This window comes from Mycolicibacterium sp. ND9-15 (assembly GCF_035918395.1).
In the GTDB taxonomy this organism is placed as follows: domain Bacteria; phylum Actinomycetota; class Actinomycetes; order Mycobacteriales; family Mycobacteriaceae; genus Mycobacterium.
Genome location: NZ_CP142362.1, coordinates 2,655,310 through 2,669,872 on the forward strand (window position 1 = coordinate 2,655,310; position 14,563 = coordinate 2,669,872).

Sequence of the window (14,563 nt, forward strand, 5' to 3'; positions counted from 1 at the left end):
GGTCATGCTGAGCGCGTCTCTTCGAGGACTTCCCGGACGTGCCGGGCGGCGTCCTCGCCCTCATAGGCCCGCACGACGTCCTCGATGCCGCCGGCCATCTTGATGGTGCCGTGGTCGATCCACATCGCGGTGTTGCAGAGCCGGGCCAGGAACTCGTTGGAATGGCTGGCGAACACGAGGATGCCGGAGCGCGCCACCAGCTGGGCCAGCCGGCTCTGCGCCTTCTTCAGGAACTCGGCGTCCACCGCGCCGATGCCCTCGTCGAGCAGCAGGATCTCGGGGTCGATGCTGGTCACCACGCCCATCGCGAGACGCACCCGCATACCCGTCGAGTACGTGCGCAACGGCATCGACAGGTAGTCGCCGAGCTCGGTGAACTCGGCGATCTCGTCGACCTTGGCCATCATCTGCTTGCGGGTCTGCCCCAGGAACAGGCCGCGGATGACGATGTTCTCGAAACCCGAGATCTCCGGGTCCATACCGACGCCGAGGTCGAACACCGGCGCCACCCGTCCGTTGACCCTCGCCACCCCGCGGGTCGGCTCGTAGATGCCCGACAGCAGTCGCAGCAGCGTCGACTTGCCCGCGCCGTTGTGCCCCACCAGGCCCACCCGGTCGCCGAGCTTCAACGACATGGTGATGTCCCGCAGCGCCTCGATGACCACGACGTTGGATTCGTTGCGTCCGATCGCGCCGCCGGCCTTGCCGAGGAAAGCCTTCTTCAGCGAGCGCGACTTCGCGTCGAAGATCGGAAACTCCACCCACGCGTTGCGGGTTTCGATGTGCGGGACCACCAACCGGCTCCTACAGGTACTGCCCGGTCCCGTGTTGCCCCGGCGGTCCGCCGCGCATGGCCATTCCGGGCGGCAGCGCGCCCTGGCCGCGCATCTGCTCCAACTGCTGGCGGGCGGCCATCTGCTGGGCGAACAGCGCGGTCTGGATGCCGTGGAACAGGCCCTCCAGCCAGCCGACCAACTGCGCCTGTGCGATCCGCAACTCGGCGTCCGAAGGCACACCGTCCTCGGTGAACGGCAGCGTGAGCCGTTCGAGTTCGTCCCGCAACTCCGGGGCGAGTCCCTCTTCCAGCTCGGTGATGCTGGTGCGGTGGATCTCACGGAGCCGGGTGCGGCTGGCGTCGTCGAGCGGCGCGGCCCGCACCTCCTCGAGGAGCTGCTTGATCATGGTGCCGATCCGCATCACCTTCGCCGGCTGCTCGACGAGGTCGGTCAGCGACTTGCCGTCCTGCTCCTCGTCGGCATCGGCGTCGGCGGCATTGCCGCTGATGATCTCGATGTTGTCGTCGTCGGTCATACTCCTGGGTTCCCTCTAGGTTCGGACTAATCCACGGCACTCGCAGCTGCGGGGACCTCGCGATCCCCGCACGCGGCCGCGAACCATCTAGCGACACTAGTCCGTTGCGCACGCCTCGATTGCCGCGCCGGGGGCGACGTGGACCTTTGCCCCCACCGCAAACCCGGCAGCAGCCGGTCGGCCGGGCCAACGGCTGGTCCGGCGCTGACCAGCAACGACAACCGGCTTCGGGTGCCGACAGCCAAGGTCACTGGACTAGTATGGCTGCGCAACAGACCCAGTCCGACATGGCGGGTCGGGCCAATCATCGGCCAGAATCGTGTCGGTTTGTGAACCACGGACGCTCGAAGGTGGGCTGGCATGGCATACGACGTCGCCCGGGTGCGCGGGTTGCACCCGTCTCTGGGCGATGGGTGGGTGCGTTTCGACGCCCAGCACGGCATGCTGCTGCCCGACGCTGTCGGGCGCGCGGTGTCCACGGCTTTTCGCGGGTCGATGGCCACGCCGCTCGGTCCACACCCGTCGGCCCGGCGCAGCGCCGCGGTACTGGAGGCCGCCCGGCTGGCGGTGGCCGACCTGGTCAACGCCGACCCGCGCGGCGTAGTGCTGGGCGCCGACCGCGCCATCCTGCTGACCTCGCTGGCGGACGCGTCGTCTTCGCGGGTCGGTCTCGGGTATGAGGTGGTGGTCACCCGCCTCGATGACGAGGCCAACATCGCGCCGTGGCTGCGTGCCGCCAACCGGTACGGGGCGAAGGTGAAGTGGGCTGAGGTCGACATCGAAACCGGCGAACTGCCCAGCTGGCAGTGGGAGAGCCTGATCACCAGGCCGACCCGGCTGGTTGCAATCGCTTCTGCCTCATCCACTTTGGGCACGATGACCGACCTCCGAGCGGTGACGAAGCTCGCCCACGACCAGGGCGCACTGGTCGTGGTCGACCACTCCGCCGCCGCGCCCTACCAGTTGATCGACATCGACGAGATCGACGCGGACGTGGTGGCGGTCAACGCGCTGGCCTGGGGCGGGCCGCCGATCGGTGCGCTGGTCTTCCGTGACCCCTCGCTCATCGATACGTTCGGTTCGGTGTCGCTGGACCCGCATGCGACGGGGGCGGCGCGCCTGGAGCTCGGCGCGCATCAGTTCGGCCTGCTCGCCGGAGTGGTGGCGAGCACCGAATACCTGGCCTCCCTGGACGAGAACGCTAAGGGCACGCGTCGCGAACGGCTCGCCGTCTCGATGCAGTCGGCGAACTCGTACATGAGCAGGCTGTTCGACTATCTGATGGTGTCGCTGCGGTCACTGTCGACCGTGATGGTCATCGGCCAACCCGAATCGCGGATCCCTGTGCTGAGCTTCGCGGTCAGAGATGTGCCCGCAGATCGGGTGGTGCAGCGGCTGGCCGACAACGGCATCCTGGCGATCTCGAACTCGAGCTCGCGCGTGCTGGACGTGATCGGCGTCAACGACATCGGTGGCGCCGTGACGGTGGGCCTGGCGCACTACACCACCACCGCCGAGGTCGATCAGCTGGTCCGCGCGCTCGCATCGCTGGGCTGACGCGCTAATCCGATACGCGCAGAAGAACTTTCCCGGATACGTCACCGGACTGCAGGAGCTCGTGCGCCGCGCCGGCTTCCTGCACCGGGTACTCCGCACCGATGATCGGCCGCACCTGGCCGCTTTCGACCAACGGCCAGACATTGGCCACCACCTCGGCGACGATCTCGCTCTTGCTGCCGCGGCCGCTGACCGGACGTGCGCGCAGCGCGGTGGCGATGACCCCCGCACGCTTGCCGAGCAGCTTGCCGATGTTGAGTTCGGCCTTCACGCCGCCCTGCATCCCGATGATCACCAACCGGCCGTCGTGACCCAGCGCGTCGATGTTGCGGTCCAGGTAGGCCGCACCGATGATGTCGAGGATCACGTCGGCGCCCCCCTCGGCCTTGACCCGCGCCACAAAGTCTTCGTCGCGGTAGTTGATCGTCACGTCCGCCCCGAGCTCGGCGCACAGGTCGAGCTTGTGGGCCGATCCGGCGGTCACGGCCACGCGGCTGCCGATGGCCCGGCCCACCTGGATGGCGTGGGTGCCGACGCCGCTGGCGCCGCCGTGAACGAGCATCAGTTGTCCTGCCGTCAGGCCGGCCGTCATCACCACGTTCGACCACACCGTGCAGGCCACCTCGGGCAAACCGGCCGCCTCGTGAAGGGGCACCGAGGCGGGAAGCGGCATTACCTGGCCGGCCGGCACCGCCACGTACTCGGCATACCCACCGCCGGCCAGCAATGCGCAGACCTGTTGTCCGACCGACCATTCGGTGGTCTTGCCGACCGCCGCAACCGTTCCGGAAACCTCGAGACCGAGGATCTCACTCGCGCCGGGCGGCGGGGGATAGTTGCCCGCCGCCTGCAGCAGGTCGGCGCGGTTGATCCCGGCGGCGGCCACCTTGATCAGCAGCTCGTCGCCGGTGGGCGCGATGTCGGGAACTTCTTGCCAGCTCAATCGGCCATCCGGCCCGGCCACGATCGCGTGCATCCGGATAACGGTACTAGCCTGCGAGAACAGTCTGGCGAATCTCTCGCCAGCAATGTCACGGCCGTTCTACTATGACCGCATGGAGGGGATTATCGCGGGTCGTACCGCGGGGGATATGCCGGGGCTGGACATCGCAGAACAGCGATCCTGGCAAAACTTTTTGGATGCGGCGCTGCGCCTGTACGCGACCTTGAACCGGTCGCTTGTGGACAAACACCACCTGACGCTGAACGACGTGCGGTTGCTCGACATCTTGGACAAGTCCGCGACAGGATCGGCCCGCATGGGCGATCTCGCCGAGGGATTGATGTCGCTACCCAGCCGGGTCACCAGGCAGATCCGTCGGCTGGAACTGCAGGGCCTGGTGCGTCGCGGGGCCAGCCCCGACGACGGTCGCGGTGTGCTGGCCAGCATCACAGAGGACGGCCGGGCCGCGGTGCATGAGGCGATGATCACGTACGGCGAGGGTGTGCGCACGCATTTTCTCGGCCGATTGTCGCGGCCTCAGGTCGCGGCGATGGGCGAGAACAGCAGGCGGATCAGCGTCGCGCTCAAGAACGGGTCCTCGAACGCCAAGCTCGGCCGCGTCTGAGCGATCTCCTCGCCGCGGCTGTGCCGTACCCTTGTCGGCGGTGGCGTGGCAGAGCGGCCTAATGCACTCGCCTTGAAAGCGAGAGACGGCTAACACCGTCCGGGGGTTCAAATCCCTCCGCCACCGCAGCTCAGAGCGGCGCGTGCCAACATCTGCACGCCCGAATCGATCTGTGTCTCAGTGAGGTTGGCGTAGCCGAGGAGCAGACCCGGCGGTGCAGACGCCGGGTCTGCGTAACACGGTGCGAGCGGCTCGACGCGAACGCGATCGGCAGCGGCCCGGCGCACCAGGTCCTCGACTGGGAAGCCGTCGGGAAACCGCACGGTCAGATGGACACCGGCCGCAGCGCCGAGCGCGGTCGCCTGAGGTAAGTATTGGCGAAGTGCCCGCAGCATGGCGTCGCGCCGCGTCAGGTAGCGCCGACGCATCTGGCGCAGGTGCCGGTCGTATCCTCCGGAGGCCAGCAGCTGTGCGAACGCCAATTGGTCCATCACCGAACTTCCGGTGTCCGCAAGACCTTTCGCGCGAACTACGACACCGATGAGGTGGGCGGGCAGCACCATCCAGCCGATGCGCAGGCCTGGGGCCAGGGTCTTGCTGGTCGAGCCGACGTAGACGACGCGATCGGGCGCGATGCCCTGCAACGCGCCGACGGGCGCACGGTCGTAGCGGTACTCGGCGTCGTAGTCGTCCTCGATGACGAGACGATCGCCTCGTGCCCAGTCCATCAGCTCGGTCCGACGCGCGGCCGACAGCACGACCCCGGTCGGCGACTGGTGCGCGGGGGTGGCGAGTACCGTGTCCGCAGCGCTGGCCGTCAGCGCATCGATATCGAGACCGTCCTCGTCGACGGGAACGGGGATGGGATCGATCCCGTTGTGTTCAAGCACTTTTCGGTGCAACCAGAACCCAGGGTCCTCCATCGCCAGCGAGGTCGTGGACAGCACCTGGGCGAGCAACGCCACGGCCTGGGTCGCGCCCGAACACAGCACGATGTGATGCGGGTCGGCGTGGACACCGCGGGTACGGCGCAGGTAGTCGGCCACCGCGACCCGCGCCGCGAACAGCCCTTGGGGCGCGACGTAGCCAAATGCATCCGATCCGATCTCGGCCAGTCCCTGCCGCAGTGCCCGTAGCCACGCATCACGTGGAAAGCTCCGGAGGTCCGGTGATCCCGGCAGGAAGTCGATGTCGTAGCGCGGGTTCGGTCCGTCGAGGCCACGGATCGGCAGCTCCATGGTGTCGACCGTGGCGACGATCGTGCCCGACCCGCGTCGGCCGAGCAGGAACCCCTCGGCAACGAGTTGGCCGTAGGCGTCGACCACCAGCCGCCGGGAAACTCCGAGGTCGGCGGCCAGCACCCGACTCGACGGCAGTCGTGTTCCCGGTGCCAGGAGTCCTGCGCGGATGGCGCCCCGCAGACCGTCGGCGAGTTGGCGGTGCAGCGGGTCGGTGGCGCTGCGATCGAGTTCCAGCAGAAGCTCCGGGCCGGAAGTGGTACCCGATTTCGCCACGAGATTGGAGCCTATCTTGAGGCCAGTGAGGAACTAGCGTGACCGTATGACAACGACACCGACGCGCACAAGGGCCGGGTTGGTCGAGGTGACGCTCATCGTCTTCGGGCTGTATGCGCTGTCCGTGGGTCTGTTCATGATGTTCGCGCCCGGGGCGTTCTTCGACACGCTCGGCAACTTCGGCGTGCGCAACGACCATTACATCTTCGACAACGCCACCTTCGAAGTGCCACAGGGACTCATGCTGCTCGTCGCGGTGCGGTGGCCGACCTGGCGCACTCCGGCGCTGACCTTCGCGACGCTGCACTGGGCGCTGCATGCGATCAGCCACCTGATCGACCCGCACCACGGCGCGGGCGAGTGGATCGGGTGGCTGGAAGCCGGCGGCTTGGTGCTCACGACATTGATCCTGGCGATGGCGCTGCGCGCCAACGTCATTACGGAAAGGAAAGGACGCTGATGCGCGTACTGGTAGCCGGCGCGACGAGTGTGCCGGGTGTTCCGTTGTTGCGGGAGCTGACCTCTCGCGGTCACGAGGTGGTCGGACTGACCCGGTCGTCGTCCAAAACGGCGCAGATAGCAACAGCGGGAGCCAAGCCCATGGTGGTCGACGTCTTCGATGCCGACGGCGTCGACAAGGCGGTCGCGGATGTCGGCCCGGAAGTGGTGGTGTCGCTGTTGACCACATTGCCGAAGCATGGACCCATGCGGGTCAGGGATTTCGAGCCTGCGCGAAAGTTGTGGGGGCTCGGTGCGCCCAACCTCCTGGCGGCCGCGCAGCGTGCCGGTGTGCGGCGCATCGTCGCCGAGTCGGTGATTTTCGCCTACGGCTATTCGGCTTCGGGTCCGGCGCTGATGGACGAGAGCAATCCGTATCCCGGTCCGCCGCCGCCCGGCGGGGACGCGATGCTGGCGGCGATGCGCGGGATGGAGCAGAAGATTCTGTCCTCCGCCGAGGAGAGTGACACCGAGGGAATCGTGTTGCGCTACGGGGCTTTCTACGGACCGGGCGTACCGCACGACGAGATGTTCACGCGGATGGCGAGATGGCGTGTGGCGTTGGACATGGGTGGCTCGGGGATCGTGGGCTGGGCCCACATCGACGACGTCGCAACGGCCACCGCGGATGCGCTCGACCGCGGTCGGGGCGGGCAGATCTACAACATTGTCGACGACCGCCCGCAGTCCTTCAACGACTACACGCGAGAACTGGCCGAAAAGCTGGGGCGACGCCGGTATCTGCGCATCCCGCGCACACTGGTCAAGCTCGTGGCACCGTACGGGGTGGCTGCGTTCGGCGACACCTGGCTGCCTCTATCGAATGCCAAGGCCAAGACCGAATTGGGATGGACCCCTATTCGCCGGTGAAGTTCGGTGGCCGCTTCTCGAACATCGCGGTGACTGCTTCGCCCAGATCTTTCGACGGCAGGAACGCCGAATTCCATGCGGCCACATAGCGCAGGCTCTCCGACACCCGGGCGATGCGCTGCTGGTCGAGCACATCCTTGACACCACGCACCGTCAGCGGCGGATTGGCGGCGATCTCGGCGGCCGTTGCATGCGCCGCAGCCAGAGCGGAGTCGCCATCGTCGTACACGTCGTTGACCAAACCGATCCTCTCGGCGCGTGCCGCGTCGATGTCCTTACCGGTCAGCGTCAACTCGCGCAGATGGCCATCGGACAGGATCAGCGGCAGCCTGGCCAGCGAGCCGACATCGGCAACGATCGCCAGTTTCACCTCGCGCACAGAGAACTTGGCATCGGCGCTGGCATAGCGGATGTCCACCGCGCTGATCAGATCCACGCCCCCGCCGATGCACCAACCGTGCACCGAGGCGATGGTGGGCGTGCGGCAGTCTGCGACCGCGTTGATCGCGCCCTGCATCTTCTGCAGCGTGGTGTGGAAGCCGAGTCGACCCTTCGCGCCGGCGTCCAGGCCGGGCAGGCTGCCGCCCATCGCGACCAGATCCAGTCCGTAGCTGAAGTTCTTACCGGATCCGGTCAGCACGATGGCGCGGACCTCCGGATCGTCGTCCAGCGTGCCGAACACGTCGGGCAACTCGGCCCAGAACGCCGGGCCCATGGCGTTGCCCTTGCCTGGACCGATCAACGTCACCCGGGCGACGTGGTCGGAGACGTCGACGGTGACGGATTCGTAAGCCTCGCCCATGGCCCAACACGCTAGTTCGTCAGCCGGGCGGCTTGCCGAGCAGGACCTCGTTCACAGTGGCGCTCGGCAGGAACTGGCAGGCGGCGCCGACGAGCATCTGGCCGATGCCTTCTCCGTTGGGGCCGAGCGGGTTGCCCTCCTGCTTGAGGATCTCGCGGATCACGGCGACCTGGGTCGGCTCGTCGAGCCCGTTGTACTCCTCGCACGTCATCGACAAAGCATTCGGCGGCGCGGGCACGACCGGGACGTCGGTGTTGCGGGTGGGCAGCGGGATATCGGGAAGCCCGATGTCCGGCAAACCCGGAATCGACGGGGAGGTCAACGGCGGCCCCGGTTCGGTCGTCATCGCGACGGAGCCCTCCGTGGTGCGCTGGCATGCCGTCGTGACGGCGACGAGGACCAGCACCGCGGCCGCCAGCCGCACATGCGTCTTCACCCCGGCAACGATATGCCCAACGGCGACGTAGCGTGGCGTCATGCCCGAGGACTTGCGCGCAGGACCCGAATCGCCGCCGACCGACCAACTGCGGAGTGCGGAGAAATCGTTCGCCGTATTACAGCACGTGCTGCACGGCATCGCCGCCGACGACCTGCACAAGCAGACCCCGTGCCGCGAGTTCGACGTGGCCGCGCTGACCGATCACCTGCTCAGCTCGATCACAACGATCGGCGCGATGGCGGGCGCGGAGTTCACCGAGCGTGACCGCGACGCGTCAGTCGAGCAGCAGGTGGTGTTCGCGGGCCGGTCCACGCTCGACGCATGGCAGCGCCGTGGCCTGGACGGCACCGTGCAGTTCGGCGGCAACGAGGCACCGGCCAATGTGATGGTCGGTGTGCTCTCGATCGAGTTCCTCGTGCACGCGTGGGATTACGCCGCGGCGGTCGGGCGTGAGGTGACCGCCCCAGAGTCGTTGTCCGACTATTTGCTGGGGCTTGCGCACAAGATCATCACGCCGGAGGGTCGCGTCAACGTCGGTTTCGACGACCCGATCGATGTCGCCGCCGATGCAGATGCGCTGACGCGGTTGCTCGCCTATACCGGTCGGCGGGCGTAGGCACTTCGCGAGACGTACGCCAGGGTCGTGGATCGGCCCCTTCTCACGACCCTGGTGTCGATTTCGCGAGCGTCACACCCGCTCGAGATAGAAGTACAGGTGTCTGGTCCCGTCGAGGGCACCCTTGCCGTTCATGATGCCGACGACCGCGTTCTCGTCGACGACCTTGAAGTGGTCGTGCACCGGCGCGCCGTCGTAGACCATCGAGGCCGTCACCTCACCGCGGAACTCCTCCATCCAGAGACTGGCCTCACCCTTCATCGCCTCGGTGTTGGAGTACTTGTTGCCGTCGGCGTCCAGGCACACCAACGGCTTGGCGTCGGTCGCGGAGTGGAAGGTCTTGCCGAACCAGTCGAGGCGTTCCATGAACCCGTTGGCCTTGTGCCCGGTGTGAAACTCGCCGCCCTTCCACTCGCCCAGCATGAAGTCGATGGTGGCCGGTCGCAGCGTGGCCCAGAACGCGTCGAGTTCTTCGTCGGAGATCTGCCCGGTGCGCTCGGTGAGCTCGGTGAACGTTTCACGGGCAGTGTGGGTCGAGGTCATGTGCTTCCTTTCCAGCGCCGGGCGAACTCGATGAACGCGTCGTTCTCATGCGTTGCGGCGACAGTGACCCGCACCCCGTCGTCGCCGTAGGGCCGAACGATGATGCGGTTCTCCGCCGACGTCGCGGCGAACTCCTGAGCGCGCCCGGGCAGCGGCAGCCAGACGAAGTTGGCCTGGGAATCCGGCACGGTATAGCCGGCGTCGCGCAGTTCAGCGGTCACCCTGGAGCGCTCGGCGACGACGAAGTCGGTGCGCTCGAGCAGTTCGTCGGCGGCGTCGAGCGACGCGATCGCGGCGGCCTGCGACACGCTGGTCGCGGTGAAGGGCACGTACACCTTGCCGAGCGCGGCGATGAGGTCCGGGTCGCCCACCGCGTAACCGATCCGCAGGCCGGCCAGCCCGTAGGCCTTCGAAAACGTCCGCAACACAACAAGGTTGGGATGAGCACGGACCAGGCCGAAGCTGTCGGGCAGCATCGGCTCGCGAATGTACTCGACGTAGGCCTCGTCGAGCGCGATCACGATGTGCGGCGGCACCGCGGCGACGAAGCGGGCCAGTGCGTCGGGGGCGGCGACGGTGCCCGTCGGGTTGTTCGGGTTGCACACGAAGATCAGCCGGGTGCGGTCGGTGATCGCGGCCAGCATCGCGTCGAGGTCGTAAGTGTGGTCGGTCAGCGGGATTGGGACGGGCGTGGCTCCCGCCGTGCGCACCTGCAGCGGATAGATCTCGAAGCTGCGCCATCCGAACAACACCTCGTCGCCGACGGTCGAGGTGATCTGGATCAACTGCTGGCACAGGCTGACCGACCCGCAGCCCACCGAGACGTGCTCGGGGGCGAAGTCGACGTGTTTGGCGAGCCGCTCCCGGAGTTCGACGTAGCCGTTGTCGGGATAGCGGTTGATGCCGTCGACGGCCTTCTCGATCGCGGCCCGCACGCTCGGCAACGGCGGATGCACGGTCTCGTTGCTGGCGATCTTGATTGCGCCGGGAACGGTCCTGCCGGGGGTGTATGCGGGCAGATCAGCCAGTTCGGGGCGCAGCCGGACGGTCACCGCAACAGTTTATGGGTCGGCCGTATGCGCTTTGCCTCGCGCGGCGGCCCCTGTGTACGCTGTCGGATCGGCGGTAATCGTCGGGAGGCGTGCCAGAGCGGCCGAATGGGGCTCACTGCTAATGAGTTGTCGCCCTCAAAGGCGACCGGAGGTTCAAATCCTCTCGCCTCCGCCGCGGTTGACCACGTCAGCCAAGACAACTGAACACAAGCGCCCGTAGCTCAACGGATAGAGCATCTGACTACGGATCAGAAGGTTAGGGGTTCGAATCCCTTCGGGCGCGCTGTTTCTTCTCGCGAGTGTGCCGCCACTGCGATTTTCGGGTCGACTTTTCGCGCTCAGCGCACGTTCGGCGAAGATAGCGGCATGCGGCTGCTGCTGATCGCCGACACCCATGTCCCGAAGCGCGCCCGCGACCTGCCCGGGGGCGTCTGGGACGAGGTGCTCGGGGCCGACGTCGTCATACACGCCGGCGACTGGGTGGAACCGGCATTGCTCGACGCGCTCGACGCTCGCGCCAAGCGTCTCGTCGCCTGCTGGGGCAACAACGACGGCGCCGAACTACGGCAGCGGCTGCCCGAACGTGCCGACGTGACGCTCGAGGGTCTGCGGTTCACCGTCGTGCACGAGACCGGTGCCGCGACCGGTCGCGAGGCGCGGATGTCCCGCGAGTATCCCGATACCGACGTGCTGGTGTTCGGCCACAGTCATATCCCGTGGGACACGACCGCCAAGACCGGTCTGCGTCTTCTCAATCCGGGCTCACCAACCGACCGGCGCCGCCAGCCCCATTGCACGTACATGACCGCGATGGCGCGAAACGGCACGCTGTCCGACGTCGTGCTACACCGGCTGGACCGCCGTGCGTGACCGGCCGGCGCGGGTGGCCGACGTACACGCGATCGCCGCCTCGATGCCGCACGCCAAGCGCATCGAAGGGCCGAAGGGCAACGCGATCTACCAGGTGGGCGGCAAGTCGTTCGTGTTCTTCCGCACCCCTCAACCCGACGCCGAAGACCCGGAGACCGGCGAACGCTACGCCGACGTGATCATGATCTGGGTCGAGTCGGAGATGGACAAGCTGGCGCTCGTCCAGGACCCCGCGTCGCCGTTCTTCACCACCGACCGTTTCGAGGGGCACCCGTCGGTTTTGGTGCGCGCCAGCCGGTTAGCCGAAATCGGAAAGGTCGAGCTGACCGAGCTCATTCAGGACGCTTGGCTGTCGCGCGCCTCCAAACGCCGAGGCGAACAGTGGCTGGGCGAGCGCCAGGATTAGCCGACGTTGGCGTGCTCGGCCCCGCAGATGAACAACGCCAGCCGGGCCGGCTTGTCGCCTGGGTTCTTCCAACGGTGCCGAGTTCCGTTCTGCACCACCGTGTCTCCCGTACTGAGGGTGACTTCAGCGCCGTCATCGAGTTCGAGGACGATGGTGCCGTCGAGCACGACCTCGAAGTCGATGGTGGCGGTGGTGTGCATGCCCGGATCCGACGGGTCCATGTAGCCGGCCAGTCCGGGTAGCTTGGCCTCCAGATCGGCCAGCGCCTCCTCGGCTGTCAGGAACGCCTGCTCGGCGTCCGCCACGCGCGGCGGCACCGTGAACATCCCGAACCGAAAGCCACCGACCGGCGGGAAGTAGGTGTGCCACTGCGGCATCGCCCCGTCGTCCGGGAACTGCGGGGTTTTGTCCCCGCCCCACAGCAGGTGGAACTCGGCAGCGGGCATCAACGCGGGCAGTTGCGGCGCCACGGTCCGGTCGCTGACGAATACGGACTTGCCGGACGCGTCGTGCCCGGTCACCACTCGACGTACACCCATGGGCTCAGTGAACCAGCCGCGAGCCGACACTGGGGTGAATATCGTGGCGTCATGGAGCAGAAACCGCCCACCGCCGTCATCGAGTCCGCCCACCGGGAGCACCTCAGCGCGCTGCCGTTCGACGACACCGCCGACTTCGACGACGCCGACCGCGGCTTCATCGGGGCTCTGGAACCGTGTGTGATCAAGGCCGCCGACGGTCGGGTGGTCTGGGACAACGACGCCTACTCGTTTCTCGCCGCGGACGCGCCGACGTCCGTGCACCCAAGCCTCTGGCGGCAGAGCCAACTGTGCGCCAAACAGGGCCTCTACGAGGTGGTCGAGGGCATCTACCAGGTGCGGGGACTCGACCTGTCCAACATCAGCTTCATCGAGGGCGACAGCGGCGTCATCGTGATCGACCCGCTCATCTCCACCGAGACCGCTGCCGCGGCGCTGGCGCTGTACCGCGAACACCGCGGAAACCGCCCCGTCAGCGCTGTTATCTACACCCACAGCCACGTCGACCATTTCGGCGGCGTGCTCGGGGTCACCACCCAGGCTGACGTCGACGCGGGCCGGGTCGCGATCATCGCGCCCGAGCATTTCACCGAGCACGCCGTGCAGGAAAACGTCTACGCGGGAACGGCGATGGCGCGACGCGCCGGCTACATGTACGGCGCTGCCCTGGCGCGCGGTCCCCAGGGACAGGTCGGCTGCGGGCTGGGACAGGTCGGGTCGACCGGCGAGGTGGCGCTGATCGTGCCGACCGTCGACATCAAGAAGACCGGCGAGACCCACACCATCGACGGCGTCGAGATCGAGTTCCAGATGGCACCGGGCACCGAAGCCCCCGCCGAAATGCATTTCTACTTCCCGAGATTCCGTGCGCTGTGCATGGCCGAGAACGCCACCCACAACCTGCACAATCTGCTGACGCTGCGCGGGGCGCTGGTGCGTGATCCACACGGCTGGGCCGGCTATCTGACCGAGGCGATCGACACGTTCGCCGACCGCACCGACGTCGTGTTCGCCTCGCATCACTGGCCGACCTGGGGTCGCGACCGCATCGTGGAATACCTTTCGCTGCAACGGGATCTGTACTCGTATCTGCACGACCAGACCCTGCGCCAGCTCAACCAGGGCTTCACCGGGGTCGAGATCGCCGAGAACTTCCAGTTGCCGCCGGCGCTGGAGAAGGCATGGCACGCTCACGGCTATTACGGCTCGGTCAGTCACAACGTCAAGGCGGTCTACCAGCGCTACATGGGCTGGTTCGACGGCAACCCGGGCCGGTTGTGGGCGCATCCGCCAGCCGCGATCGGACCTCGGTACGTCGAGGCGATGGGAGGTCTCGACCGCGTCGTCGAGATCGCGCGCAAGGCTTTCGAAGACGGCGACTACCGCTGGTCTGCAACGCTTTTGGATCACGCCGTATTCACCGACGAGAACCACGCCGAAGCCCGCGCCCTTTACGCGGACACGCTCGAGCAACTCGCGTACGGCGCCGAGAACGCCGTGTGGCGCAACTTCTTTCTGTCGGGCGCGACCGAACTGCGAGACGGCAACTTCGGCACCCCCACCCAGAGCGCGTCGCCGTCGGTCCTGGGCCAGCTCACTCCCGAGCAGATGTTCGACGCGTTCGCGCTCAACGTGAACGGCCCGGGCGCATGGGATTTGGACATCGCCGTCGACATCACCTTCCTCGACACCGCCACCAACTACCGGCTCACGCTGCGCAACGGCGTGCTGGTGCACCGCAAGGTGGCGGCGGACGCGGCGTCGGCTCAGGCGACCGTCACGCTGGTCGGCAAGCCGCGCCTGCTGGCGCTCGCCGCCGGCGACAACAGCTCACCCGGCCTGGACATATCGGGCGACGCCGCGGCGCTGCAGTCGCTGATCGCCGTGTTGGACCGCCCCGACCCGGGCTTCAACATCATCACGCCGTAGCCCGGCCCGCGAAATAGCATTCCTGGCTGTGAATCCGGCGAAATTACGC

General features: G+C 67.2%; 17 protein-coding genes and 3 tRNA genes. 11 read left to right on the plus strand and 9 right to left on the minus strand.

What is annotated here, in order from left to right; genetic code table 11:
* Positions 1-2 precede the first annotated feature (2 nt).
* Both wzt and QGN32_RS12910 read right to left on the minus strand, forming a co-directional pair.
* On the minus strand, positions 3-794 hold the full coding sequence (gene wzt, locus QGN32_RS12905; protein ID WP_326544794.1) for a galactan export ABC transporter ATP-binding subunit Wzt/RfbE: 792 nt from the start codon (positions 792-794) through the stop codon (positions 3-5).
* 10 nt (positions 795-804) lie between these two features.
* Positions 805-1,311, minus strand: a complete 507-nt coding sequence (locus QGN32_RS12910; RefSeq protein WP_326544795.1) for a bacterial proteasome activator family protein — start codon at positions 1,309-1,311, stop codon at positions 805-807.
* A gap of 360 nt (positions 1,312-1,671) precedes the next feature.
* Between QGN32_RS12910 and QGN32_RS12915 the strand changes: the two genes are divergently transcribed.
* Complete coding sequence (locus QGN32_RS12915) at positions 1,672-2,868, plus strand: cysteine desulfurase-like protein (RefSeq protein WP_326544796.1); 1,197 nt, start codon at positions 1,672-1,674, stop codon at positions 2,866-2,868.
* A 4-nt stretch (positions 2,869-2,872) separates the two neighbouring features.
* Here the strand turns inward: QGN32_RS12915 and QGN32_RS12920 are convergent, their stop codons facing one another.
* Positions 2,873-3,844 (minus strand): NAD(P)H-quinone oxidoreductase, encoded by a 972-nt coding sequence (locus QGN32_RS12920; protein WP_326544797.1) that lies wholly within the window; start codon positions 3,842-3,844, stop codon positions 2,873-2,875.
* A gap of 79 nt (positions 3,845-3,923) precedes the next feature.
* Here QGN32_RS12920 and QGN32_RS12925 point away from each other — a divergent pair, with 79 nt between their 5' ends.
* Positions 3,924-4,436, plus strand: coding sequence for a MarR family winged helix-turn-helix transcriptional regulator (locus QGN32_RS12925; RefSeq protein ID WP_326544798.1), 513 nt, complete (start codon positions 3,924-3,926; stop codon positions 4,434-4,436).
* 39 nt (positions 4,437-4,475) lie between these two features.
* Positions 4,476-4,562, plus strand: a tRNA-Ser gene (locus QGN32_RS12930).
* On the opposite strand, the gene pdxR is transcribed toward QGN32_RS12930, so the two are convergent.
* On the minus strand, positions 4,544-5,950 hold the full coding sequence (gene pdxR / locus QGN32_RS12935) for a MocR-like pyridoxine biosynthesis transcription factor PdxR (RefSeq protein WP_326544799.1): 1,407 nt from the start codon (positions 5,948-5,950) through the stop codon (positions 4,544-4,546). The two genes, QGN32_RS12930 and pdxR, sit on opposite strands and share 19 nt — an antisense overlap.
* Before the next feature lie 46 nt (positions 5,951-5,996).
* Between pdxR and QGN32_RS12940 the strand changes: the two genes are divergently transcribed.
* Complete coding sequence (locus QGN32_RS12940; RefSeq protein WP_326544800.1) at positions 5,997-6,410, plus strand: hypothetical protein; 414 nt, start codon at positions 5,997-5,999, stop codon at positions 6,408-6,410.
* Positions 6,410-7,318, plus strand: coding sequence for an NAD-dependent epimerase/dehydratase family protein (locus QGN32_RS12945; RefSeq protein WP_326544801.1), 909 nt, complete (start codon positions 6,410-6,412; stop codon positions 7,316-7,318). Before QGN32_RS12940 ends, QGN32_RS12945 begins: the two co-directional genes overlap by 1 nt.
* On the opposite strand, the gene QGN32_RS12950 is transcribed toward QGN32_RS12945, so the two are convergent.
* Together QGN32_RS12950 and QGN32_RS12955 are read right to left on the minus strand one after the other, a co-directional pair.
* Positions 7,305-8,120, minus strand: coding sequence for a crotonase/enoyl-CoA hydratase family protein (locus QGN32_RS12950; protein ID WP_326544802.1), 816 nt, complete (start codon positions 8,118-8,120; stop codon positions 7,305-7,307). The genes QGN32_RS12945 and QGN32_RS12950 overlap by 14 nt on opposite strands.
* Positions 8,121-8,139: 19 nt before the next feature.
* The gene (locus QGN32_RS12955; RefSeq protein WP_326544803.1) at positions 8,140-8,556 is read right to left on the minus strand and encodes a hypothetical protein; all 417 of its coding nucleotides are present in this window, start codon (positions 8,554-8,556) and stop codon (positions 8,140-8,142) included.
* Between the two features lie 40 nt (positions 8,557-8,596).
* On the opposite strand from QGN32_RS12955, the gene QGN32_RS12960 reads away from it, so the two are divergent.
* Positions 8,597-9,175 (plus strand): TIGR03086 family metal-binding protein, encoded by a 579-nt coding sequence (locus tag QGN32_RS12960; RefSeq protein WP_326544804.1) that lies wholly within the window; start codon positions 8,597-8,599, stop codon positions 9,173-9,175.
* Positions 9,176-9,247: 72 nt separating this feature from the next.
* Here QGN32_RS12960 and QGN32_RS12965 read toward each other — a convergent pair whose 3' ends face one another.
* Positions 9,248-9,718 (minus strand): DUF4334 domain-containing protein, encoded by a 471-nt coding sequence (locus tag QGN32_RS12965; protein ID WP_326544805.1) that lies wholly within the window; start codon positions 9,716-9,718, stop codon positions 9,248-9,250.
* Positions 9,715-10,770, minus strand: a complete 1,056-nt coding sequence (locus tag QGN32_RS12970) for a pyridoxal phosphate-dependent aminotransferase (protein WP_326544806.1) — start codon at positions 10,768-10,770, stop codon at positions 9,715-9,717. Before QGN32_RS12970 ends, QGN32_RS12965 begins: the two co-directional genes overlap by 4 nt.
* An 83-nt stretch (positions 10,771-10,853) precedes the next feature.
* On the opposite strand from QGN32_RS12970, the gene QGN32_RS12975 reads away from it, so the two are divergent.
* From QGN32_RS12975 to QGN32_RS12990, 4 genes are all read left to right on the plus strand, one after another.
* A tRNA-Ser gene (locus QGN32_RS12975) sits at positions 10,854-10,942 on the plus strand.
* A 38-nt stretch (positions 10,943-10,980) separates the two neighbouring features.
* Positions 10,981-11,053: transfer RNA gene (locus tag QGN32_RS12980), tRNA-Arg, on the plus strand.
* 83 nt (positions 11,054-11,136) lie between these two features.
* Positions 11,137-11,640: a metallophosphoesterase family protein gene (locus QGN32_RS12985; RefSeq protein WP_326544807.1), complete on the plus strand. Its 504-nt coding sequence runs from the start codon at positions 11,137-11,139 to the stop codon at positions 11,638-11,640.
* Positions 11,633-12,046: an MmcQ/YjbR family DNA-binding protein gene (locus QGN32_RS12990; RefSeq protein ID WP_326544808.1), complete on the plus strand. Its 414-nt coding sequence runs from the start codon at positions 11,633-11,635 to the stop codon at positions 12,044-12,046. The genes QGN32_RS12985 and QGN32_RS12990 overlap by 8 nt, the downstream gene beginning before the upstream one ends.
* Here the strand turns inward: QGN32_RS12990 and QGN32_RS12995 are convergent.
* Positions 12,043-12,585 (minus strand): cupin domain-containing protein, encoded by a 543-nt coding sequence (locus QGN32_RS12995; RefSeq protein ID WP_326544809.1) that lies wholly within the window; start codon positions 12,583-12,585, stop codon positions 12,043-12,045. The genes QGN32_RS12990 and QGN32_RS12995 overlap by 4 nt on opposite strands.
* Positions 12,586-12,636: 51 nt before the next feature.
* Between QGN32_RS12995 and QGN32_RS13000 the strand changes: the two genes are divergently transcribed.
* The gene (locus QGN32_RS13000) at positions 12,637-14,514 is read left to right on the plus strand and encodes an alkyl/aryl-sulfatase (RefSeq protein ID WP_326544810.1); all 1,878 of its coding nucleotides are present in this window, start codon (positions 12,637-12,639) and stop codon (positions 14,512-14,514) included.
* The last annotated feature ends 49 nt before the right edge of the window (positions 14,515-14,563 follow it).